Here is a 22,600-nt window from a genome sequence, read left to right as displayed (position 1 = left end):
GATAAAGTGATTCACACCAAATCAAGATTTGGATTCTCTACTTTTGCAATTGGAGAGTTAACGGTTGCTATGCACTGGATTTAGTTCAACTAACACTCAGATGGGGTCAAGGCATACAATTCTTTTTCATTAACTCCATAAGTTTTTCAGTTAATTGCATTTTCATTTCACCATGTTTTTCATCATTAAACTGATATTTTTCAATACTCCAATTTTCTTTTGGATATAGCCACACCGGATATTTTCTTCGTTCTTCCTCTTCCCATTCATAACGTGGGAAAATATGTGCATGGAGAAATTCATCTGTGTTGCCCAGTATATCATAATTTACTCTTAATGGATTATATACAGCAGTAATAGCATCTCCAATTAAACTCATGTCAAGCAAAAAATCTGTTCTTTGTTTAATAGTTAAATCATTTAAGCTTTTTACCTTTGGATAAGCTATAAGTATACAATATCCTGGCAGGAACTGTGGATCCCCTATTACTGCAAATCCACTTTTCATCTTTGTTAATACTGTTGGATTTTCTCCTTTTACTGCTGAAGCAATTCTATCATTTTTCCAATAGCTCATATATTTTTATCTCCTTTTAAATTCACAAATATAAATGATATTTGGATTATAATTACAATATACTATTAGTATACACTTATTATTTAATTTTAATAGTGGGTAAAAACTTAATGTATTAATTCGACCTGTTTTGTAATTTACGAAAAGTTTAGCTATTGTGCTCACCTTTTTCTTCATCAAAAAAGAGCTAAGGCTATTGTACCTTAACTCTTGGGTTTGCTGCTACAAGCAGCATAACGCCAGTTTATTCAAAGTTTTACCGATTTGTTCAGTGTTTATTAGTTCCAGTTCAGCTATTAAAAACTTCTCCGCCATTTACATGAATAGTTTGACCTGAAATGAAAGAAGCACCATCCGAAGCTAAAAAAACATAAGCATTAGCTAATTCTTCTGGTTGTCCTGGTCTCCCTAAAGGTGTATCACTTCCAAATTTTCCCACATCAGTTTCACTAAAAGATGCTGGTATCAATGGAGTCCAAATTGGTCCAGGTGCCACCGCATTAACTCTTATGTTTCTGCTTGCAAGTGATAAAGATAATGATCTAGTAAATGAAACTATTGCACCTTTACTTGAAGAATAATCAATTAATGTTTTATGTCCTTTATAAGCAGTTATAGATGTTGTATTTATTATTGCACTGCCATCTTTAAGATACGGCATGACCTTTTTTGTTATATAAAACATTGCAAATATATTTGTCTTGAAGGTTCTCTCAAGTTGCTGCTTCGTTATATCTTCAATACTATTTTGAGGGTGTTGTTCTCCTGCATTATTAACTAATATATCTATCTTGTTATATTTTTTAATTATTTTATCTATAGCCGTTTTGCAAAATTCCTCTTCACCTATATCGCCTGCAACTAATAGACATTCTGAGCCTATGTTTTCTATGATTTTCTTAGTATCTTCAGCATCTTCAGTTTCATCCAAATATATTATTGCTATTTTAGCCCCTTCTTTAGCATAGGCTATGGACACAGCTTTTCCTATCCCACTATCGCCTCCTGTAATTACAGCAACCTTATCTTTAAGTTTTTCTGTGCCCTTATATTCTTTGTTTTCATAAATTGGTTTAGGATTCATAAGTGTTTCTAGTCCTGGTTGTTTATCTTGCTTTTGAGCAGGTACAGTTTTAGGATAATTTATATTATTAGACATTAAAAATCTTCCTTTCCATTTCATAATAAAATGTAAGATGTAATGCTTTTGCTATATTTATTATTTCCCAAAACTATAACTACATATTCAATACCTATATAGTTTAATTATTTTTTCTATAAATTATAAAATGGAATATCATGGCTATCAATTGAAACAAAATTCCAACTAGGCACACTCCATGCCAGCCGTAATATTGCCAACCTAAAGCTCCTAAAAATGACCCAACTGCTCCTCCCATAAAATAGAACACCATAAAAACTGTATTTATCCTACTACGTGACTCATCATTTAATGCTTGAATTCTAGCTTGATTGGATACTAATCCTGTTTGACTTCCAATGTCAAGTAAAATAATTCCTATTATTAACCCTAACAATTTATATCCTAAAAACCAGAAACAAATATATGATAAAGTTGAGAGAGTTATAGCTATACCAATTGTGAATCTTGGTGTTTTTTTATCAGATATTTTTCCAACAAAAGGTGCAATCAATGCTCCTGCTACTCCCACTAATCCAAATAATCCTGCCTCCCTTGAGCCCATTTTGTAAGTACTTGTTCCTAATAAGAAAACTAAAGCTGTCCAAAATGCGCTAAATGAAGCAAACATTGCTGCGCCATTAATTGAAGCTTCCCTAAGCACTGGTTCACTTTTAAATAATGGCACTATTGATGATAATAGATTTTTATAAGAAATATTAGAACTTGGAATACTAGTAGGTAATAGTTTTTTTATTAAAACTGCAAATAATATCATAAAGCTTGCTGCACAAAAATACACTATTCTCCATCCAAATTTTCCTCCAATCAATCCACTAAATGTTCTTGAAAGTAAAATTCCTATGAGTACGCCACTCATAACTATGCCTATTATTTTACCTCTTTCTTTAGGCTTTGCTAAATGGGCTGCAAAAGGTACTATAATTTGAGGAACTATTGTTGTAAACCCAACGAGAAATGATGCAATTAGCAATATTGGATAGCTAGGTGCAACTGCTACAATTAGAAGAGCAATTGCAATAAAACACAACATTTTTATAATTAATGAACGACGTTCCTTTACATCACCAAGTGGTACGAAAAAAAATAATCCAAATGCATAACCTATTTGTGTTAACGTAGACACAATCCCTGCACTTGCTTGTGAAACATGAAAAGTATTAGCTATTTGTGACAATAAAGGTTGACTATAATACAAATTTGCTACTGTAACCCCACAAGTAATAGCCATTAATAATATAATTGATTTGCTCAATATAAAAGTTTTTTTGTTTATATTTTCTTTATTCATCATTTCTTCTCCTTCTTACTAAAATTTTTAGATAAAAATACAAAACTGAACGTATAGTTTATATTTATATAATAAACTATACGTTCAGTTTTGTAAAGACATAATTTATTTATTTGTATATTTTTTATCTTAATAAGGGCATACTTCCTGTTAGCTTGTTAATTTTTTTCTTATTGCCACAAATAGCAAGTCCCAAGTAAGTATGTTCCGTTTCCGATATAGTTGATGCTTTCTGCATGTATTCACTGTATATATTACAACCCTTGGCAACATCTGAGAAATCAACTACGATTATATCCTCAAACGCAGAAGTATATAGTTTTTCTCTCAGTTCTTTAAGAATTTCTTTATTTCCTTTTAAAATTGGTACGGGTACTTTAATAATTCCCAAATGACTTTGTCCTGTAGCATCAAAAACATCTTCGCCTACCAACTCAGGAATATGTTTTCCAAGTGTTATTCCTAATATTGCTACTGTGTTTGATATTATTCCCAGTGGTAAATTTTCATCTATTATCATTACACATTTTGTACTTTGCTCGTTCATTTTCGCTTTTCTCCTTCTTTAATATATTATGATTTATCATCGTCATTAAAAATATTCATATACTGCTTTGGTGTCAACCCTATGAATTTTTTAAAGAAATTGGAAAAATGACTTTGATCATTAAAACCTGTCTGCAATGCAACATCAATAGGTGGTATACACTTCTCCAATAATTTTTTTGCCTTATTAATACGAACAGTTTCCAAATAGCTATACGGAGAAATGCCCTTTTGTTTCGTAAATGAACGTAATAAATAATATTTGCTTACTCCTGTAAGCTCACTTAAATTATCTAAAGTAATGTTTTTTCTGTAGTTTTTTTCTAAAAATTCACATACTGTTTTTATCTCTGTACTTGATTGTCCTGTTACTTCATATGTAGTTGCTTCTGTACATTCCTCAATTAGCTGTTTTATGAGAAAAAGGAATATTTCTTCCTTTTTAAAGTCCTTTTCTTCTTGCATTATCATAAGGTGAAGTTCACTCAAAGATAATATTAGGTCACTATGGAAAACTACTTGTTGTGTAAAATAAGGTAGATATCCTTTACCTGTTATTTCATAAACTACTTTACTCATAACTTCTGGCTTAATATTGATGCATCGATAATCCAAAGCTCTGCCATCAATCTGCTTACAAGTATGATTGTCACCAGGATTAAATACAAGTAAATCTCCTTTTTTCACCGTGTATTCTTTATTCTTACAAGATAAATACCTCTCACCATCTTCAATAAAACCTATTACATAATATTCATGAAAATGATTAGGAAATTTTTGCATTACTCCTTTAAAATTATAAGCTTCGATATTTAGTTCTGCATCAAAACAAACATTTCGAATTTCTTTTTGCATTCATGCTTCTCCTTTCTTACTATTTGTTTTAAGGATAACATAAATAGATTTATTAGTTCTTGTATGATATTGCTCAACGTCAATTGAATATTAATGCTTTAGATATTAATAAACTGAACCTGTTTCCTTATGTTAAACAAAATCATATTGCAATCTTAACTTGTTATTTTTTTATGTGTCTTATTAATTATTGGATATATGTATATCGTTATTAAATATGGTATAATATTGGTATTTACTTTTACATATTTATTTGTAAAGTACATATTATTCTATTTAGCAATCTATTCATTTTATATAGATTTAATTTTAAGGGAAGGAGGAATTTTCATGAAAGTAGAAATTCTTAGAACAGTTAAAATTATAGGAGGTATACATCTTCTATAGAATAAAAAGGGAGATAAAAATGGAAAATATAGTTTCAGATAGATTAATTATTAGAAAGTTTAAAGAAAATGATTGGCATGATTTATATGAATATTTATGTGATGAACAAGTTGTTAAATTTGAGCCTTATGATACTTATTCTGAAAATCAAGCTAAAGAAGAATCAATTAATAGAGCAAATATTGAATCTTTTTACGCAGTTTGCTTAAAAGAAAGTGGAAAGTTAATTGGAAACCTATATTTAAGTAAAGAAGACTTTAATACTTTTGAATTGGGTTATGTTTTTAATAGAAAGTATCAAATCAAGGGTTATGCCACAGAGAGTGCAAAGAGATTACTTGACTACGCATTTTCAAATTTAGGTGCAAGACGTATTATTGCTATGTGTAGTTCAAAGAATACTCGTTCTTGGAAGCTTCTTGAGCGTTTACAAATGAGACGTGAAGGTATGCTTTTACAAAATATTTATTTTAAAACTGATAGTAATGGACAACCCATATGGTTTGACACATATGAATATGCTATATTAAAATCAGAATGGCATAAGCACTACGATTAAAAATACAGCCAATATACAATCCTTTTGTTTTGAGAATAGCACAGAATAGCAACATGTGCTATTCTCAAAACAAAGTTATCTAAAACATTTATTGTTTAGTGCTATCCTCTTCAATTCTATCCAGCCATTCATTAGTTAGACAGTTAAATATTTCTGATTGTTCAAGCTGTAAATTATGTCCTGCACTATCAAGCACAGCAAAGGTTGCCCTTGGATATTTTTCTAAAATGCTCCAAGCATCTTTATACCCTACCCGCGAATCTTGACGTCCTAGTAGCATAAGTGTGGGTTTATTAAAATTTTCTTCCATATTATCTACATCAAAAGAAAATTTATATCCATTAGCATCGATATTTTCTAAAAACTCAATATCTGCTACCTCTATACCAGACAATATTTCATCTCTATATCTTTCCCAAATACTTTTACTTTGTACTACCTGAATGGAATTAAAGCTTTCGGCATCAGATGGATTGAGTTGTGATAATAGTGTGACATCTCTCTTTAAAACAGTATGCTTTGGAACATTGCGTTTCTCATACTGTAAAATAATAGCAGGACATATTAACAATAATCCATCTATTCTACTTCCAAGTTTATATATTACTCCCCTTGATAAGTACCCACCGTAGGATTCACCAGCAATTAAAAAGTTTTCATTTGGAATAACTTTTTCAATAAATTTAATTACTACCTCTAGCATTTCATCTATATTTGTAATCCAAGATTCACCTTTAGTTTTTCCCATTCCTGGAAGATCCATATAAATTCTTTTATATCCATCTCTATTATTAAATACAGGTTCCATACATCCTTTCATTAATCGATGGTCTACTGGAGATCCATGTAACATGAGAATCGGTGTTCCAGCACCATATGCCTCATAATTTACTTCTATATTTTCTAATTTACATATCATTTTGTTCCCTCCACTTTTTTATTTGACTAATTACACTTTGAAATGTATTTTCAAGTGTAAAAATATCACTATGCATTGCATTTTCTATCTCTATAACTGATGAATTCCCATTTTTAAAGCTATTGCATGAGTTTACTATCTCTGGTATATCCCGTGAACCATAAATAATTGTTTTTTTCATGTCATCATTAAAATTAACTCTCGGAAGTTTTTGAAGTATTTCTAAAAATTTCCCTGAAAAAACCTCTTTGACTCTATATCCTCTTACATTTGTTAAAATCTTTTGAGTTTCTTCTCCAAAGATTTTATTAAGTGCAGGTGATATTCCTATTGCGAAATCTGCACTACTTATTAGTGCAAGTATTCCACCTAATGAATGTCCAATTGCAACTGTCTTTCCAAGAGACTTACAATATTTTATTACATTTTCTACATCGAATAAAACTTTCTCATCTAAACTTAACATATTTCGCCATGACCTCTTAAATCAATAACAAAAGTTTTTAGTCCCGCTTCAGCTACTCTATATGCTAAGCCTAATTGTTCTTCTTTAGAGCCGCCATATCCATGAATTATCACAGCTGCTCCCTGTAAATCTGATGGTGTGAAAACTATGCTTGGGACACTAAATCCATTACCTTTAATTGTTTCTCGTGTTATATTCATAAAAAACCTCCCTACTTATATTGGATATTTGGAAAAATACTTTGGTATCAAACTATTTGTACTATTATTATACTTTGATATCAAAGCATTGTCAAATAAATAAACTTCTTCCATATTATAAGAAGAAGTTTATTTCTCAAATATATTTATAAACAGAGTTCTTGGTTACGGATTTTAGTCATCGGATAAAACATAAATTTACTTTTCACCATTTATATATTCTGCAATAGCTCGTGCAATATACTTTGCTGTTCCCTTTGATTCATCTAGTGTATTTGAAATAGAACCAACTTCTAATAAAAATGCATTGTTGCTTTCATCTTGATTAAAAAAATTCATTCCATAATCATAATAATACACTCCATTTCCAATGGTTAATTGCGGAAAATACTTCTTAGATGTATTGAGTAAAGAATTCACAATAATCATATTTTTATCAAAATGAGGATTTTTTCTTGTCATAACAAACATAAACTTTCCTAAGCTTTCACCATTTATTGTAGTAGTAACATTATTTTTATTAGGATCCGAATCTCTGTGCAAATCAATTATCATTTTAAAATCACCATATTTAGCTAAATATTTGTTTAAGGTTTGTCTAGACCTTTTATAACTTCCATTGTAATCTGTAGCATTATGAATTGTTGTATCATGTATTACAGAAATACCGTAATCATTTGAAAGAGTTTTGGCAATTTCGTCTCCAACAGCACACACATTTTTCGTTGGATCCATATTATCAGGCCCATAAACGCCATAACTTTCAGTAGTATGCGAATGATATATGAGTATTTCTGGCTTTGTATCAGCATTATTTTTTTTTAGTTTAGGGTTGTACACCTGAAAAGTTTGACTAGATGAATTGGTATTATTAACTGAATCAGTAGTCCCATTATCTTTGGTTATATCTTTATCATTTAAATTATAACCAGTTATGTCTTTAGAGCTTTTATTATCATTATTAATTGTATCGTTATTATCACTATTAAAATACGCTATTTCCTTCTTTAATATTTCATAAGGATTGCTTAAATTAATTCCCATATAATTTAAAACAGCACTTTTTACAGAAAAAGTACTTTCTGCCATATCTTCTTCATCAAAACTTGTAACCTTTACTACAGGCATCGTATAATTAAGTACTTGTGTATAAAACATATTTCCCTTGCCTACATTTGTTCCCTGCAAAATTTTCTGCTCATTAAAAAGATTGGTAGATATATAAATAGAAAATATCATTACGCTTATACCAAGAACTAATATAAATGTGTTTATCGAATTGTTTATATTTTTCTCACCCATGCACATTACCTCCATATATTAACTTTATGAAAAATAATGTGTATATATAACCAGTATTACAATATACAATTTTTTATCGTATCTGCCCATTCATTTGGATAACAAACCAGAAGTTCTTCATGCAATAAATCGTGTTCCACTATATGTGGCTGAGCAAAATGCTTCTGATACCTTTTTTTATATTCTTCTCCCATTTTAGAAGCATAAAAGCAATGTATTATCGTACCTGCTGTTTCAATGTTATCCTCCAGAAGTGTTACAAGATCCGAATAAAATTGATTTTCCATGCTCTTTTTGCTTACAAATGAGACATCTACCCCACCGATTCCCATCATACGTAGTCCATTTTTTGCATAGTTCTCTGTTCCATGCTTAACCATCCTTTTCCTCAGGAATCCTGGAACTTTTCCAGACTGTAACATCTTATGAAAAAGTAATATTATGAGCTTTGCCTTTACTTTAGCCACTTTTTCAGAAGCCTGATCTAAATCTGAACTCCCCAAAATGCCATGATTCATGTGAATGTTCTTTCTCTGTACTAGCAATCCTACAAATGAACCTCCAAGCGAGCATCCATAAACTGCATGTATCTTCCCATGAAACCGTTCCTTGATATATGCCTCTATTTTTTCTGTTTCTGTCAGCATATCTGGAAATTCTGTTTTTTCTGTTTCATCAAACCCATCATGCGATACACAAACAACAAAGAAGTTTTCTGCAAGTAAATCAATTACATCCGAAAAATTATTTCTCCAGTGACAACATGTCCCTGGTAAAAGCATAATAGCAGGGTTTCGTTCATTTCCAAATTCATAAAATTTCAATAATATCACCTCAATTTGGATTATTAAAAACAAAAACCACAGCAACCATAAGTTCACTGTGATTTTTTTAGAATATGTTTATACGTTTATATCTACTGTAATACCTAAATTTTCTTTATTTGCTTCTAAAAGAGGGCTTATACATTCGTTAACAAAGTCATCTACCTGACCTGGTGCTCTACCAATGAAATTTTTAGAATCAAGAATAGTAAGCACATCATTTTCTTGTAGCTTAAATGAAGAATCTTTTGCTATTCTTGACATCAAATCATTATCTAGACCTTCTTCTTTTACTCTCTTTCCAGTTTCCATTGAATAAACTCTTATTTTTTCATGTAATTCTTGTCTATCTCCACCTCTTTTTACGGCTTCCATAAGTATATTTTCTGTAGCCATAAATGGAAGTTCACTGCTTACTCTAGAAGCTATGACCTTTGGATAAACTACTAAGTTGCTTGAGATGTTTATGTATAAGTTTAGTACTCCATCTAAAGCTAAGAAAGCTTCTGGGACTGCTATCCTCTTGTTCGCAGAATCGTCCAAGGTTCTTTCAAACCATTGGGTTCCTGCTGTTATTGCAGGATTGAGCGAATTAATAATTATATATCTTGAAAGTGCACTTATTCTCTCTGATCTCATAGGATTTCTTTTATATGCCATGGCAGACGATCCTATTTGGTGTGCTTCAAAAGGTTCTTCTATTTCTTTTAAGTTTTGAAGTATTCTAAGGTCATTACTAAATTTATATGCACTTTGAGCTACTTCTGAAAGAGTGTTAAGTACTATAGAATCAACCTTCCTTGGGTAAGTTTGACCAGTAACATTATATGCTTTTTCAAAATTCATTTTTTCAGTTACTTTTTTTTCAAGAGTTTTAATTTTTTCTTCGTCACCATTAAATAACTCCATAAAACTTGCCTGAGTTCCAGTTGTTCCTTTTACACCTCTAAGTTTTATAGTGTCAATTACAAAATCTATGTTTTCAATGTCTAAAAGTAAATCCTGTATCCAAAGTGTAGCTCTTTTACCTACAGTTGTAAGTTGTGCTGGTTGAAGATGCGTAAATCCTAACGTAGGCAAACTCTTATATTTTAATGCAAAATTTGTTAGATGAGCAATAACATTTAAAATCTTATTTTTTATAAGTATTAAAGCTTCCCTCATTACAATTATATCTGTATTGTCACCTACATAACAGCTTGTAGCACCAAGATGTATTATACCTTTTGCTTTAGGACATTGAACTCCATAAGCATATACATGGCTCATTACATCATGTCTTACTTCCTTTTCTCTTTCTTCAGCTACTTCATAGTTTATATCTTCCATATGAGCTTTTAGTTCAGCAACTTGCTCCTCTGTTATATTTAAACCAAGTTCTTTTTCGCTTTCTGCTAAAGCTACCCATAATTTTCTCCATGTCCTAAATTTCTTTTCATCAGAAAAAAGATATGACATTTCTTTTGATGCATATCTTTTATTTAAAGGTGTTTCATATACATTTCTCATAAAAGGTTTCCTCCTAGTGAACATAAAATCTTGATTGTTAAATATATTTCATATTATATCATACATTATTTAGTTTTAAAACGTTTTTGTTCGTGTTTTTTTTATGTTTGCCTAAAAATAAAAGGATAGCATTAGCTATCCTTTTATTATGTAATTAAACCAACTTAATTATTCTTCTATTGATTCAATTAACTTTACTATTTCTTCTGCTGCTAAAGCTTCATCATCACCTGAAGCGATTACTTTAACAACTGAATCTTTTGTTACACCTAATGATAAAACACCTATTAAACTTTTAATATTCGCTTTTTTACCATTGTTTTCAATGCTAATATCTGATTTAAATGAAGACGCTTTCTTTACTAACAATGTAGCTGGTCTTGCGTGTAAACCAGTAGCACTTTTAACTGTAGCTTCTTTTGTAACCATTGTCTCATCCACCTCTACTAACTAATAAACTTAATTACCATATAAGTTTAACACTATATTTTATCAAGTTCAAGTGAATTTTCGAAATTTGTCTACTTTAACTTAATGGTGGCAAATTTACATTTGGCATTTTTACAACCGTAATTAATTTCAATACTTTCTATAAGTTCTGGATTTGTTACAACTATCGGAGTATCCAATGATGATTTAGTTTCTAAATATTCACGATCAAAAAAAATTAATTTGTCTCCAGCAGACACCTTATCTCCCTCTTTAACATAACTACCAAAACCTCTTCCTTCTAATTTTGCAGTATCTAACCCAATATGAATAAGAACCTGTATGCCTGTGTCAGATTTAATTATAATAGCATGTTTAGATTCATATATAACTGCTACCTCCCCGTCTATTGGTGAAAATACATAATTGTCCTTAGGTTTAATCGCTACCCCTTCACCCATCATCTTTTTATTAAATAAATAATCATTTAATTCTGATAAAGGAATAATAGAGCCGTTAATTGGTTGCAAAAGTTCTAATATTTTTCCCATAATATCACCCCACAAATAAAAAATAGTATATATTTAATATACTATTTTCTTACATGGATTCATACTAAATTCTATTTTTTTGTACGTTCTTATATATATCTTTATTTAAACTTATAACTTATTTTATTTGAGAGACAAAATCTTCTATTCTTTGTAATCCCTCTTTAATATTTTCTAAGGATGTAGCATAAGAAAGTCTTACATATTTAGAAACACCAAAAGCATCTCCTGGTACAACTGCAACTTTATTTTTATCAAGCAATTTTTCAGTAAAATCTAAAGAATTATTAATTAAAGTACCATCAATTTTCTTGCCCATTAGCTTACTTATATTAAGCATTACATAAAATGCACCTTCCGGTTTTAAACATGAGATATTCTCTATACTATTTATTTTTTCAACCATATAATCTCTTCTTATTTTAAATTGTTCCTTCATTAGCTCAACCGAACTCTGGTCACCGTTTAATGCCTCTACAGATGCATATTGAGCAATTGAATTAGGATTTGAGGTTGTATGACTTTGTATATTAGACATGAGTTTAATAATATAATCATTGCCAGAAGCTGCATATCCTATTCTCCAACCAGTCATAGCATATGTCTTTGACATCCCATTTATTACAACAGTTCTATTAAAAGCATCCTCACTAATACTTGCTATACTTATATGTTTTGAATCACCATAGATAAGCTTCTCGTACATTTCATCCGAAATTATTAAAATATTGTGTTTTTTTGCGAAATCAGCAATTTGTTCAAGTTCTTGCCTATTATAAACAGTTCCAGTTGGATTATTAGGACTATTTAGTAACACTGCCTTTGTTTTATCAGTATATGCCTTTTCTAACTGCTTTAGCGTCAATTTAAAGGCGTCTTTCTCATCAGTTTCAACTATAATTGGATTTCCATTATATAATTTAATAAGTTCAGGATATGTAACCCAATAAGGAGAAGCTAATATTACCTCATCGCCTTCATTTAAAACAGCTTGAAAAAGATTAGAAAGGCATTGTTTTCCACCTGTTGATACTATTATTTGTGAAACACTATAATTTAAATTGTTGTCTCTTTTAAATTTATTCACTAAAGCTTCTTTAAGTTCTATTATTCCTGATGCAGAAGTGTATTTAGTAAAACCTTTTTTCATTGCATTTATTGCTGCATCTTGAATGTTTTCAGGTGTGTTAAAATCAGGCTCTCCAACACCAAAACCTATTACGTCTATACCCTCTTTTTTCATTTGTGCAACTCTTGCAGTAATTGAAAGCGTTACTGATGGTGAAATATTTTCTGAATTTTTGGAAAAAATCATAAAGATACCTCCTAGTAATTTTATATAAGTTTTATTTGATTAGACATATAAAAATATGCCTTACATTATAATTTAAAATATATGATAACTATTATTAAAATTGCCCACAAAACCACATCAATTAAAAATGGTAAGTCATTTTGAAAAACATCCTCTGGTTTTCCCCCAACATTTTTTTTAGAAACCAAGTATTGATATCTAAATATTCCATATAAAACAAATGGTATGGTTATCATCATTGTTCTACTTTGTATGGAACTAAAAGTGTAAAGGCAATAAGTCATTAATATGCTTGGTGTAACAATTGTAAGCATATTGTCTATTAATTCAATAGAATATTCCTCTAGTATTTTTCTATGAGAAGATTTATTATCTTTTAATGTAACAATCTCACTTCTCCTCTTATTTAGTGCCAAAAACAGTGAAATTAATATTGTACATAATATAAGCCAAGGAGATAGCTGCACATTTGTCACTATACTTCCACTTATTACTCTAAGTACAAATCCAAAGGTTATTATCATAACATCTACTATAACAACATTTTTAAGTTTAAATGAATATAATACATTCATAACGTAATAGGTTATAAGAACCGCTAATATTCTTAAGTTTACGTTATAGGATAATATTAATACTATACATAATATGCATAGCTCTAAAATCATTGCCTGAGTCTTAGACACCTTGCCACTGGCAATGGGTCTGTTTTTTTTATCTGGATGTTGCTTGTCTTTCTCGACATCAACTAAATCATTTAACACGTAAACTGCTGATGAAATAAGGCAAAACAGTGCAAAAACCCCTAAATTCAAAAGAAATATATTTTTATTTTCAAATTTTCCAGAAAATATTATTGCTGCAAATACAAAAAAGTTTTTTAGCCATTGCTTAGGTCTCATAAGTTTAAGTATGTATTTAAGTCTTATATCTTTCATTCTTACCTCCAAAAGTTAAAATGTTTATGCTATTCTCTAATTTAACATATTTTCATACTAATTAAAAGGGTATGCCATAAAATATGAATATATTTATGCATTAAAAACATATAAATAAAAGGATTGCTTTAATATGATTAAAACAATCCTTTTATTTATATAATGAAAAATATTATTTCAAAAAACTACCTTGGTTGTACAATAAGCTTTATTGCAGTTCTTTCTTCACCATCTATTTCAATATCCGTAAATGCTGGTATACAAATCAAATCAATACCACTAGGTGCTACAAACCCTCTTGCTATAGCTATAGCTTTAACTGCTTGATTTATTGCTCCTGCACCTATGGCTTGTATCTCTGCTGCCCCTCTTTCTCTAAGCACACCGGCCAAAGCACCTGCTACTGAATTTGGATTCGATTTTGCTGAAACTTTTAATACTTCCATATTAACACCCTCCTGTTAGTTATATATTAGTAAAACTAAATAAAGCATTCTACAGGTATATTATTCTACATATAATAAATTATTCCTTTTTTTAGTAGAAATTATTTTAACGTTTAAAGTAATTAATTCCTTTTTTTAACTGAAAACCTATTCATAATATCTAATATTAAAAATGCGTGTTATTATATTTACGATTCGTTAATATGGAAATTAATTAAAAATACCCTCTAAAGATAGAGGGTATTTTTTAATATAAGAAAATTCTATTTTGCATATTCAATTGCGCGGGTTTCTCTTATAACATTTATTTTAATTTGACCAGGATATTCTAGTTCACTTTCTATTCTTTTAACAATATTCCTAGCCATCTCTGCTGAACCTGCGTCATCAACACTTTCTGGTTTAACCATTATTCTAATTTCTCTTCCAGCCTGAATGGCATATGACTTTTCTACACCTTCGTATGAGTTTGAAATTTCTTCAAGTTTCTCTAAACGTTTTATATAAGCCTCTAAAGTTTCTCTTCTTGCACCAGGTCTTGCAGCTGATATAGCATCTGCAGCCTGAACAAGTATGGCTTCTAATGATTGAGGTTCCACATCACCATGATGTGCAGCTATAGCATTAACAATAACTGATGATTCATGATATTTTTTTGCTGTTTCTGAACCAATTAATGCATGAGGACCTTCAACTTCATGATCTACTGCTTTACCTATATCATGTAATAAACCAGCTCTCTTTGCAAGTGTTGGATCCATACCAAGTTCAGAAGCCATAAAACCCGCTAAATATGAGACTTCTATAGAATGTTTTAAGACATTCTGGCCATAACTAGTTCTATACTTTAATCTTCCAAGTAATCTTATGATCTCAGCATGTAACCCATGTATACCTGTCTCGAAAGTAGCCTGTTCCCCTTCTTCTTTTATGTCGTTTTCTACCTCTTTTTTAGCTTTTTCAACCATCTCTTCAATCCTAGCAGGATGGATTCTTCCATCTAATATTAGTTTTTCAAGTGCTATTCTAGCAACTTCTCTTCTGATAGGGTCAAATCCTGAAAGTATAACAGCCTCAGGAGTATCATCAATAATTAGGTCAATTCCTGTAAGAGTTTCTAATGCCCTTATGTTTCGACCTTCTCTACCAATTATTCTACCTTTCATTTCATCATTAGGTAAAGATACAACATATACTGTGGATTCAGCAACATGATCAGCTGCACATCTTTGTATTGCACATGTAATAATTTCTCTTGCCTTTTTATCGGCTTCTTCTTTAGCTCTTGTTTCAACTTCTTTAATCATTACAGCTGCATCATGCTTAATATCTTTTCTTATTTCATCAAGCAGTATTTGTTTTGCTTCCTCAGAACTCAAATTTGAAAGTCTTTCAAGCTCTTTTCTCTGATTTTGATATAATTCTTCAACTTTTTCTTCTTTTTCTTTCAACGCACTGTCACGTACATTAAAACTATCTTCTCTTTTTTCAAAAAATTCACTCTTTTTTTCAAGTGCTTCTTCTCTTTGAATATTTCTTCTTTCTAGTCTTTGGACTTCAGATCTCCGTTCACGTGTCTCTTTTTCAAAATCATTTCTGAGTCTATGAACTTCTTCCTTCGCCTCTAATATAGCTTCTTTTTTCATTGATTCAGCTTCTCTGATAGCATCATCCTTTATATCTTTTGCAACTTCCTCAGCTTTTGATATTTTAGCCCAAGAATATTTTTTTCTAACATAAAGTTCAATTGCAACTATCAGAATTGCCAGTACAACGACAACTATGACAGATAAAATCCAATAGTTATTTACCATTGCCGAAAACACCTCCTTTGCTTATTATAGCAGTTATAAATTGTGAAAATGAAAGCTTTGAAAAGGTGTCATATATATTCATTTGGCAATCATTTGAATATGCTAAACCAGTATTTGTATTTAAGTTAATTGTATATTAATTTAACATTGATGTCAAGCAAGTAAAATTGACATTGATAATAATAAAAAGAAGCCTCTATGAAAAACATAGAAACTCCTTTTTATTAATTATTTTCTTTTTTTGATGCCGTTGCTTCGTCCTTTTTATCAGTTTTATTAGTTTTATTAGGTATTACTTCTGAAAGAGGAAGATTGTATTTAGCTCTTATTTTATTCTCTATTTCAAGACTTACATCTACATTTTCTTTCAAATACTGCTTAGCATTTTCACGACCTTGCCCAAGTCTAATATCTCCATAAGAAAACCAAGCTCCACTTTTCTGAATTATCTCTTCTTGAACACCAACATCTACAATGTTTCCTTCTTTTGAAATTCCCCCATTATACATAATGTCAAATTCAGCTTTTTTAAATGGTGGCGCTATCTTATTTTTAACAACTTTTACTCTAGTTCTATTTCCAAGAACATCCTCACCTTGTTTTATGGAATCTATTCTCCTAATATCCATTCTTACAGAAGAATAGAATTTTAGTGCTCTTCCTCCTGGAGTTACTTCTGGATTACCAAACATTATTCCAACTTTTTCTCTTAACTGATTTATAAATACAGCAACACATTTTGATTTGTTAATTGAACCAGCAAGCTTTCTAAGTGCTTGGGACATAAGTCTAGCCTGAAGTCCAACATGAGAATCTCCCATTTCTCCTTCTATTTCAGCTCTTGGTACAAGAGCTGCAACAGAGTCAATAACAATTACATCTATTGCTCCTGATCTAACTAATGCTTCTGTTATTTCTAGTGCTTGTTCTCCTGTGTCTGGTTGAGAAATTATTAGATTTTCAGTATCTACGCCTAACACTCTAGCATAAGCTGGATCTAAAGCATGCTCTGCATCAATAAAAGCTGCAGCGCCCCCTTTTTTTTGTGCTTCTGCTATGATATGAAGTGCAACAGTAGTTTTACCGGAAGATTCTGGGCCATAAACTTCAATTATTCTTCCTTTTGGTACTCCACCTATTCCTAACGCTATATCTAAAGATAAACAGCCAGTTGAAATGGAATCAACGTCTAAAGTACTGTTCTCACCTAATTTCATTATAGAACCTTTTCCAAATTGTTTTTCAATTTGTCCTAGTGCAGCCTCTAAAGCTTTTAATTTTTCATTATCCATATTATATCCCCTTGGGTTCACCAACCTTTCATATTGTCGAACGTTTGTTCTGTATTAATTATATATCACTTTTTTCTATTGGTCAATACTATAAATGAAGTTCCTGCCAAAAACAGGAACTTCATTTGTGAATTATGTCCACCTTATTAATTTTTATTCATCTGTCTGAACGTATTACTTCTTTGTTTTTAACAAAATAATCTACACCAGATAATATAGTTACTATTACAGCAATATACATTACAACATTTGATGTTATTTTGAAATTCATAAATACATTAATCGGCAACGCATGATGCAAAACCTTTATACTTCTAAAGTTTAATTTTAGAAGTGCTAACAAAATAGCAATTATTTGTATGACTGTTTTTAATTTTCCCCACTTACTTGCAGCAAGTACAATTCCTTCTGCAGCCGCTATTGATCTAAGCCCAGTTACTGCAAATTCCCTAGCAATAATTATAATAGCAATCCAGCTGCTTAGTATGTGAAACTCAACTAATGAAACCAAAGCTGCTGATACTAAAAGTTTATCTGCTAGAGGATCCATAAGCTTTCCAAACCTAGTTATTTGATTTCTGCTTCTAGCAATATAACCATCTAACTTATCTGTAAGTGCAGCTATAATAAATACCACTGTGGCAATAACGCTACCATATGGTATGCTTTTTACTGCTATAAAAATTAAAAATACGGGAACTAATATTATTCTTATTAATGTAAGTTTATTCGCAAGATTCATCGCATACAACCCCTATTAAATCATATTCTAGACTGTCTATAATCTTAACATTCACATAACTACCTATGTCTATTATTTTATCACACTTGAAAAATATTTCACCATCTATTTCAGGTGCAATCTCAAAACTTCTTCCATACCAAAACTCATCATTTTTTCCTTCTACAATTACCTTATATATGTTTTCAATTTTTCCCTTGTTGATATTTTTTGATATTTCTTGTTGTAAAATCATTAAATCGTTAAATCTTTCTTCCTTAACACTTTCATCGATTTGGTTTGGCATGTCATAGGCCTCAGTATCCTCTTCTCTTGAATACTTAAAAACACCAAGTTTATCAAACTTAATAAGTTTTATAAATTCTTTAAGTTCATCAAAATCTGCTTTTGTTTCCCCTGGAAAACCTACTATTAATGATGTTCTAATTGTTATGTCTTTAATTTTTTGTTTTATTTTATATATATTCTTAATTATTTCTTCTTTTTCTGTTCTTCTCTTCATTCTTCTTAGTATACTGTTACTTATATGCTGTATTGGCATATCTATATATTTGCATATTTTATCATTGGTGTATATTTCATCTATTAATTCATCTGTAATCTCCTCTGGATAACAATAAAGAAGTCTTATCCATTCAATGGATTTAATCTTTGATATTTCCCTAAGAAGTTTTGGAAGAGTTTTTTTATTATAAATATCAACACCATATTTTGTGGTGTCCTGTGCAACTAAAATGATTTCTTTTATACCTTGATCTGCAAGAGATTTACATTCATTTACTATATCTTCAATATGTCTGCTTCTGTATTTTCCTCTGATTTTAGGTATTATACAATATGTACAGAAATTATTACAACCTTCTGAAATCCTAACATATGCACTAAATGTACCTGTTGTTATTACTCTTTCTCCTTCATTTATATTTTCATCACTAAAATTGCATAAGATCTGCTTATCACCTTTATTAAAAAAGTTTTCAATAACTGAACCCAACTTTTCATAGTCATTTACTCCTAAAATGGCATCTAGTTCTGGCATCAATCCCAAAAGTTCGTCCCCATATCTTTGAGTTAAACATCCTGTACCAATAAGCATTTTGCAATTGTATTTATTTTTATATTCCGCCATTTCTAAGATAGTGTCTATGGATTCTTGTTTTGAAGCTTCTATAAATCCACAAGTATTTACCATTATTATATCCGCAAGTTTTGGGTCATTAACAATTTCAAAATTGTTCTTTACTTTGCCAAGTATAGTTTCTGTATCAATCCTATTCTTGTCACACCCTAGGCTTACAACTCCAAATTTTAGTTTATTCACGTCAAACCTCCTGTATCTCTTTAGCTACATAGCTATAATATACTTTGCTATGTTGTGTAACCTTTTTAAATATGCTATTAATAATAATATAACTAAAAATACAATTTCACAAGATAAATTTTATTACATATATTGCCTTCAAATTTTTCTATAGCTCTATTTCACTCTTATCTACTAATATATTTCTAGGTTTACTTCCATCTCGCTTAGATATAATATTCTTTTCTTCTAATTGTTCCATAATCCTAGCTGCTCTATTATAACCAATACGAAGCCTTCTTTGTATTAATGAAGTGGATGCTTGATTTGCTTCAACTACTATTTTTATAGCTTCATTTAAAAGTTCATCTTCATCTCCATCTTTATTTCCTAAAGAGCTATTGTTTATTTCTTCAATAATATCTTCTTTATAGTTTGTGCTAGAAGTTTGATCTTTAATAAAACCTACAACTTTTTCAACCTCTTCTTCTGAAACAAAAGCACCCTGTATTCTCATTGGTTTAGACTCTCCTACAGGATAAAAAAGCATATCACCCTTTCCAAGAAGCTTTTCAGCTCCAGAACTGTCTAATATAGTCCTAGAATCTATTTGACTTGAAACTGCAAATGAGATTCTTGATGGTATATTTGCTTTAATTACCCCAGTAATAACATCAACGGATGGTCTTTGAGTTGCAATTACAAGATGCATACCTGCAGCTCTTGCCATTTGAGCAAGTCTTCCTATGTAATCTTCTACATCATTAGGACATACAATCATAAGATCTGCTAACTCATCTATTATTATAACAATACAAGGCAATTTGCTTTCTACTTTTCCTTTATTAAACAGCTCATTATAGCCCTCAATATTTCTTACATTGTTATCTGCAAATATCTTATAACGTTTAGTCATCTCATTTACAGCCCAGCTTAAGGCTCCAGCTGCTTTTTTAGGTTCTGTAACAACAGGAATCAAAAGATGCGGTATACCATTATAGATATTTAATTCAACAACTTTTGGATCAATCATAAGTAATTTAACTTCTTCAGGATTATATTTGTATAACAAACTCAATATTAAAGTATTTATACATACACTTTTTCCTGATCCAGTAGCTCCAGCAATAAGTACATGTGGCATTTTACTTAAATCTGATACCACACAGTTCCCACCTATATCCTTTCCAAGGCAAAATGCAAGTTTAGCCTTAGAATTAAAGAATTTTTCTGATTCGATTACTTCTCTCATATACACTGGTGTTAGTTCTTTATTAGGAACTTCTATTCCTACTGCTGATTTTCCAGGTATAGGTGCCTCGATACGTACACCTGATGCTGCCAAATTTAAAGCTATATCGTCTGATAAATTAACTATTTTGCTTACTTTAACCCCTGCACTTGGCTGCAACTCAAACCTTGTTACTGATGGTCCTTTAGTAACTTGAACTACCTTTGCCTCCACACCAAAACTGTTTAAAGTGTCTGTTAATTTAGTAGCACTAATTAATAAATCTTTTTTATCACTCTTTTTTAGTTTATTTAAATTGTTTTCATTCAAAAGTTCAACTTTAGGAAAAGAATACTCACCAGCTATATTGGCACTTGAGTTATTTTCTATTTCTTTTTCCAATTGTTTACTTATATTATCTTTTGTTTCATCATTATCATTACTATCTTTTATTTTTATTTCTGTATTATCATTTGTCTTATTAGTAATATCTCCGTCATTTTTCATAAAATCTAAAATTTTTATTTTACTTACAGTATCTTTTATAAATTTTTCTCCATCATCTTTTATTACCTTTGTATTTTCCTTCTGATCTACATCTTTTGGAATGGGCTTATATCTATTGAATACTAAGACAAAAATATCTCTTAAAGACTTTCTAGATATAAGTATGAAAGATACTAAATATATACAAACGAATAATACAAAACTTCCTTTTCCTAATAAATTTAATATTGGTATATCAATTAAATAGCATATTATACCTCCATGAAATGTATTATCAGAAGTATATATTTTATTTATACCATCTAGTACTTGTCCACTAACATAGTATTTATTTAAATTTATAAATGTAATAAGCATTAAGCTATTTATTATTAATAGCATTATTCCATAAAATTTTCTACTAAATTCTATATTCCCTTTTTTTATTATATAAGATATTCCCACTATTATAATTATGAATGGAAATAAATATGCGCCTAATCCTATTACTGTAAATAATAATTTTCTCATACCTTTTCCTAAAATTCCACTTGTATTTGTAAAGAAGAGGCTGAAAAATGTAAAAAAGCCCAAACATAACATAACTACTCCTGCTATATCACAATACAAGGTTGATTTTATAGACTCTTTATCTTTTTTGTTCGTCCGCCTTTTTTGCAAAACATCTCACCCCCATGGTATTCTTCTTAAGATAATATTTATATAAATATAATAACCATAGGATTTCCTATGGTTTTTTTTGAATCATCTGTTCCAGTTTATCCAAGGCCTCTTTTATTCCTCCGACTTCATCTATCAATCCATAGTTAACAGCCTGCTTACCAATAAGTATAGTTCCCATATCATTTAATAATTCATCCGTTTCTACCATTAACCTTTTAAAAGTTTTTTCATCAATATTTGAAGTTCTAGTTATAAATTCAATTATCCTCTGTTGCATTTTATTAAAATATTGAAAGGTTTGAGATACTCCAATTATTAAACCATTCATTCTTATAGGATGAAGTATCATTGTTGCACTTGGAGATATAAATGAGTAATCGGCAGCTGTTGCAAGTGGAACCCCTATAGAGTGTCCTCCTCCTATAACAAGTGAAACTGTTGGCTTACTTAAACTGCTTATCATTTCAGCAATAGCAAGACCCGCTTCCACATCTCCACCAATAGTATTCAAAATTATAATTAATCCCTCCACTGTTTTGCTTTTCTCTACTGCAACTAGTTGAGGTATAACGTGCTCATATTTGGTGGTTTTACTTTGTGGTGGAAGATTTGTATGACCTTCTATTTGACCTATAATTGGCAATACATATATTCTATCATTTTCATTATCTTCTGGTAAATCAGGTAACCCATTTTCCAAGCTATCATCTGTATCTTTATCTGAATTTTTTATTTCCTCTTTTTTGCTTTTTGATTTTGTCATAAATATCCCCTC

The 22,600-nt window shown here is 30.3% G+C and carries 23 protein-coding genes; 1 reads left to right on the top strand and 22 read right to left on the bottom strand.

Going from position 1 to position 22,600, the window contains the following annotated elements:
• Positions 1 to 106: 106 nt before the first annotated feature.
• From B8978_RS07040 to B8978_RS07020, 5 genes are all read right to left on the bottom strand, one after another.
• Positions 107 to 577, bottom strand: a complete 471-nt coding sequence (locus B8978_RS07040) for an HIT family protein (RefSeq protein ID WP_084114932.1) — start codon at positions 575 to 577, stop codon at positions 107 to 109.
• Positions 578 to 866: 289 nt separating this feature from the next.
• Positions 867 to 1,760: an SDR family oxidoreductase gene (locus B8978_RS07035; protein ID WP_423236706.1), complete on the bottom strand. Its 894-nt coding sequence runs from the start codon at positions 1,758 to 1,760 to the stop codon at positions 867 to 869.
• A 79-nt stretch (positions 1,761 to 1,839) separates the two neighbouring features.
• On the bottom strand, positions 1,840 to 3,030 hold the full coding sequence (locus B8978_RS07030; RefSeq protein WP_139796003.1) for an MFS transporter: 1,191 nt from the start codon (positions 3,028 to 3,030) through the stop codon (positions 1,840 to 1,842).
• A 124-nt stretch (positions 3,031 to 3,154) separates the two neighbouring features.
• Positions 3,155 to 3,577 (bottom strand): DUF2000 domain-containing protein, encoded by a 423-nt coding sequence (locus B8978_RS07025; protein ID WP_084114929.1) that lies wholly within the window; start codon positions 3,575 to 3,577, stop codon positions 3,155 to 3,157.
• A gap of 26 nt (positions 3,578 to 3,603) precedes the next feature.
• Positions 3,604 to 4,431 carry a helix-turn-helix domain-containing protein gene (locus tag B8978_RS07020; protein ID WP_084114928.1) on the bottom strand — a complete coding sequence of 276 codons (828 nt, stop codon included), beginning with the start codon at positions 4,429 to 4,431 and terminating at the stop codon, positions 3,604 to 3,606.
• Positions 4,432 to 4,837: 406 nt separating this feature from the next.
• On the opposite strand from B8978_RS07020, the gene B8978_RS07015 reads away from it, so the two are divergent.
• Positions 4,838 to 5,377: a GNAT family N-acetyltransferase gene (locus tag B8978_RS07015; protein WP_084114927.1), complete on the top strand. Its 540-nt coding sequence runs from the start codon at positions 4,838 to 4,840 to the stop codon at positions 5,375 to 5,377.
• Between the two features lie 88 nt (positions 5,378 to 5,465).
• Here the strand turns inward: B8978_RS07015 and B8978_RS07010 are convergent, their stop codons facing one another.
• From B8978_RS07010 to B8978_RS06935, 17 genes are all read right to left on the bottom strand, one after another.
• On the bottom strand, positions 5,466 to 6,296 hold the full coding sequence (locus tag B8978_RS07010) for an alpha/beta fold hydrolase (RefSeq protein WP_084114926.1): 831 nt from the start codon (positions 6,294 to 6,296) through the stop codon (positions 5,466 to 5,468).
• Positions 6,286 to 6,762, bottom strand: a complete 477-nt coding sequence (locus B8978_RS07005; RefSeq protein ID WP_242950501.1) for a hypothetical protein — start codon at positions 6,760 to 6,762, stop codon at positions 6,286 to 6,288. Before B8978_RS07005 ends, B8978_RS07010 begins: the two co-directional genes overlap by 11 nt.
• A complete protein-coding gene (locus B8978_RS20175; protein WP_242950500.1) occupies positions 6,756 to 6,962 on the bottom strand; it encodes an alpha/beta hydrolase in 207 nt (68 codons plus the stop codon). The genes B8978_RS07005 and B8978_RS20175 overlap by 7 nt, the downstream gene beginning before the upstream one ends.
• 198 nt (positions 6,963 to 7,160) lie before the next feature.
• Complete coding sequence (locus B8978_RS07000; protein WP_084114925.1) at positions 7,161 to 8,264, bottom strand: stage II sporulation protein P; 1,104 nt, start codon at positions 8,262 to 8,264, stop codon at positions 7,161 to 7,163.
• A 56-nt stretch (positions 8,265 to 8,320) separates the two neighbouring features.
• Positions 8,321 to 9,097 (bottom strand): alpha/beta fold hydrolase, encoded by a 777-nt coding sequence (locus B8978_RS06995; protein WP_341435442.1) that lies wholly within the window; start codon positions 9,095 to 9,097, stop codon positions 8,321 to 8,323.
• A gap of 69 nt (positions 9,098 to 9,166) precedes the next feature.
• Positions 9,167 to 10,597 (bottom strand): adenylosuccinate lyase, encoded by a 1,431-nt coding sequence (gene purB, locus B8978_RS06990; RefSeq protein ID WP_084114923.1) that lies wholly within the window; start codon positions 10,595 to 10,597, stop codon positions 9,167 to 9,169.
• A gap of 168 nt (positions 10,598 to 10,765) precedes the next feature.
• Positions 10,766 to 11,026 (bottom strand): HPr family phosphocarrier protein, encoded by a 261-nt coding sequence (locus tag B8978_RS06985; protein WP_084114922.1) that lies wholly within the window; start codon positions 11,024 to 11,026, stop codon positions 10,766 to 10,768.
• Between the two features lie 92 nt (positions 11,027 to 11,118).
• Positions 11,119 to 11,577: a PTS sugar transporter subunit IIA gene (locus B8978_RS06980; protein WP_084114921.1), complete on the bottom strand. Its 459-nt coding sequence runs from the start codon at positions 11,575 to 11,577 to the stop codon at positions 11,119 to 11,121.
• A 118-nt stretch (positions 11,578 to 11,695) separates the two neighbouring features.
• Positions 11,696 to 12,892 carry a pyridoxal phosphate-dependent aminotransferase gene (locus B8978_RS06975; RefSeq protein ID WP_084114920.1) on the bottom strand — a complete coding sequence of 399 codons (1,197 nt, stop codon included), beginning with the start codon at positions 12,890 to 12,892 and terminating at the stop codon, positions 11,696 to 11,698.
• Between the two features lie 65 nt (positions 12,893 to 12,957).
• Positions 12,958 to 13,830, bottom strand: a complete 873-nt coding sequence (locus B8978_RS06970; protein WP_084114919.1) for a decaprenyl-phosphate phosphoribosyltransferase — start codon at positions 13,828 to 13,830, stop codon at positions 12,958 to 12,960.
• A 185-nt stretch (positions 13,831 to 14,015) separates the two neighbouring features.
• Complete coding sequence (locus B8978_RS06965; protein WP_084114918.1) at positions 14,016 to 14,276, bottom strand: stage V sporulation protein S; 261 nt, start codon at positions 14,274 to 14,276, stop codon at positions 14,016 to 14,018.
• A 263-nt stretch (positions 14,277 to 14,539) separates the two neighbouring features.
• Positions 14,540 to 16,090: a ribonuclease Y gene (gene rny, locus B8978_RS06960; protein WP_084114917.1), complete on the bottom strand. Its 1,551-nt coding sequence runs from the start codon at positions 16,088 to 16,090 to the stop codon at positions 14,540 to 14,542.
• Between the two features lie 224 nt (positions 16,091 to 16,314).
• On the bottom strand, positions 16,315 to 17,382 hold the full coding sequence (gene recA, locus B8978_RS06955; RefSeq protein WP_084114916.1) for a recombinase RecA: 1,068 nt from the start codon (positions 17,380 to 17,382) through the stop codon (positions 16,315 to 16,317).
• Positions 17,383 to 17,539: 157 nt separating this feature from the next.
• Positions 17,540 to 18,124, bottom strand: coding sequence for a CDP-diacylglycerol--glycerol-3-phosphate 3-phosphatidyltransferase (pgsA, locus tag B8978_RS06950; RefSeq protein WP_084114915.1), 585 nt, complete (start codon positions 18,122 to 18,124; stop codon positions 17,540 to 17,542).
• Positions 18,108 to 19,445 (bottom strand): 30S ribosomal protein S12 methylthiotransferase RimO, encoded by a 1,338-nt coding sequence (gene rimO / locus B8978_RS06945; protein ID WP_084114914.1) that lies wholly within the window; start codon positions 19,443 to 19,445, stop codon positions 18,108 to 18,110. Before rimO ends, pgsA begins: the two co-directional genes overlap by 17 nt.
• Before the next feature lie 148 nt (positions 19,446 to 19,593).
• A complete protein-coding gene (locus tag B8978_RS06940; RefSeq protein WP_242950499.1) occupies positions 19,594 to 21,822 on the bottom strand; it encodes a DNA translocase FtsK in 2,229 nt (742 codons plus the stop codon).
• Between the two features lie 67 nt (positions 21,823 to 21,889).
• Positions 21,890 to 22,588, bottom strand: coding sequence for a ClpP family protease (locus tag B8978_RS06935; protein WP_084114913.1), 699 nt, complete (start codon positions 22,586 to 22,588; stop codon positions 21,890 to 21,892).
• Positions 22,589 to 22,600 lie beyond the last annotated feature (12 nt).

Origin of the sequence: Clostridium acidisoli DSM 12555, from assembly GCF_900176305.1 — a bacterium.
GTDB classification, from domain to species: Bacteria; Bacillota; Clostridia; order Clostridiales; family Clostridiaceae; genus Clostridium_I; species Clostridium_I acidisoli.
This window is presented reverse-complemented; position numbering and strand designations above follow the sequence as displayed.

Bases quoted from the DNA above. Each gene is read 5' to 3' on its own strand.
- B8978_RS06975 (WP_084114920.1), bottom strand. From the start codon at position 12,892: ATGATTTTTTCCAAAAATTCAGAAAATATTTCACCATCAGTAACGCTT.
- B8978_RS07040 (WP_084114932.1), bottom strand. From the start codon at position 577: ATGAGCTATTGGAAAAATGATAGAATTGCTTCAGCAGTAAAAGGAGAA.
- B8978_RS07030 (WP_139796003.1), bottom strand. From the start codon at position 3,030: ATGAATAAAGAAAATATAAACAAAAAAACTTTTATATTGAGCAAATCA.
- pgsA (WP_084114915.1), bottom strand. From the start codon at position 18,124: ATGAATCTTGCGAATAAACTTACATTAATAAGAATAATATTAGTTCCC.
- B8978_RS06965 (WP_084114918.1), bottom strand. From the start codon at position 14,276: ATGGAAGTATTAAAAGTTTCAGCAAAATCGAATCCAAATTCAGTAGCA.
- B8978_RS06970 (WP_084114919.1), bottom strand. From the start codon at position 13,830: ATGAAAGATATAAGACTTAAATACATACTTAAACTTATGAGACCTAAG.
- B8978_RS07020 (WP_084114928.1), bottom strand. From the start codon at position 4,431: ATGCAAAAAGAAATTCGAAATGTTTGTTTTGATGCAGAACTAAATATC.
- B8978_RS07015 (WP_084114927.1), top strand. From the start codon at position 4,838: ATGGAAAATATAGTTTCAGATAGATTAATTATTAGAAAGTTTAAAGAA.
- purB (WP_084114923.1), bottom strand. From the start codon at position 10,597: ATGAGAAATGTATATGAAACACCTTTAAATAAAAGATATGCATCAAAA.
- B8978_RS07010 (WP_084114926.1), bottom strand. From the start codon at position 6,296: ATGATATGTAAATTAGAAAATATAGAAGTAAATTATGAGGCATATGGT.
- recA (WP_084114916.1), bottom strand. From the start codon at position 17,382: ATGGATAATGAAAAATTAAAAGCTTTAGAGGCTGCACTAGGACAAATT.
- B8978_RS07035 (WP_423236706.1), bottom strand. From the start codon at position 1,760: ATGAAATGGAAAGGAAGATTTTTAATGTCTAATAATATAAATTATCCT.
- B8978_RS07005 (WP_242950501.1), bottom strand. From the start codon at position 6,762: ATGTTAAGTTTAGATGAGAAAGTTTTATTCGATGTAGAAAATGTAATA.
- rny (WP_084114917.1), bottom strand. From the start codon at position 16,090: ATGGTAAATAACTATTGGATTTTATCTGTCATAGTTGTCGTTGTACTG.
- B8978_RS06985 (WP_084114922.1), bottom strand. From the start codon at position 11,026: ATGGTTACAAAAGAAGCTACAGTTAAAAGTGCTACTGGTTTACACGCA.
- B8978_RS20175 (WP_242950500.1), bottom strand. From the start codon at position 6,962: ATGAATATAACACGAGAAACAATTAAAGGTAATGGATTTAGTGTCCCA.
- B8978_RS07025 (WP_084114929.1), bottom strand. From the start codon at position 3,577: ATGAACGAGCAAAGTACAAAATGTGTAATGATAATAGATGAAAATTTA.
- B8978_RS06935 (WP_084114913.1), bottom strand. From the start codon at position 22,588: ATGACAAAATCAAAAAGCAAAAAAGAGGAAATAAAAAATTCAGATAAA.
- B8978_RS06980 (WP_084114921.1), bottom strand. From the start codon at position 11,577: ATGGGAAAAATATTAGAACTTTTGCAACCAATTAACGGCTCTATTATT.
- B8978_RS07000 (WP_084114925.1), bottom strand. From the start codon at position 8,264: ATGGGTGAGAAAAATATAAACAATTCGATAAACACATTTATATTAGTT.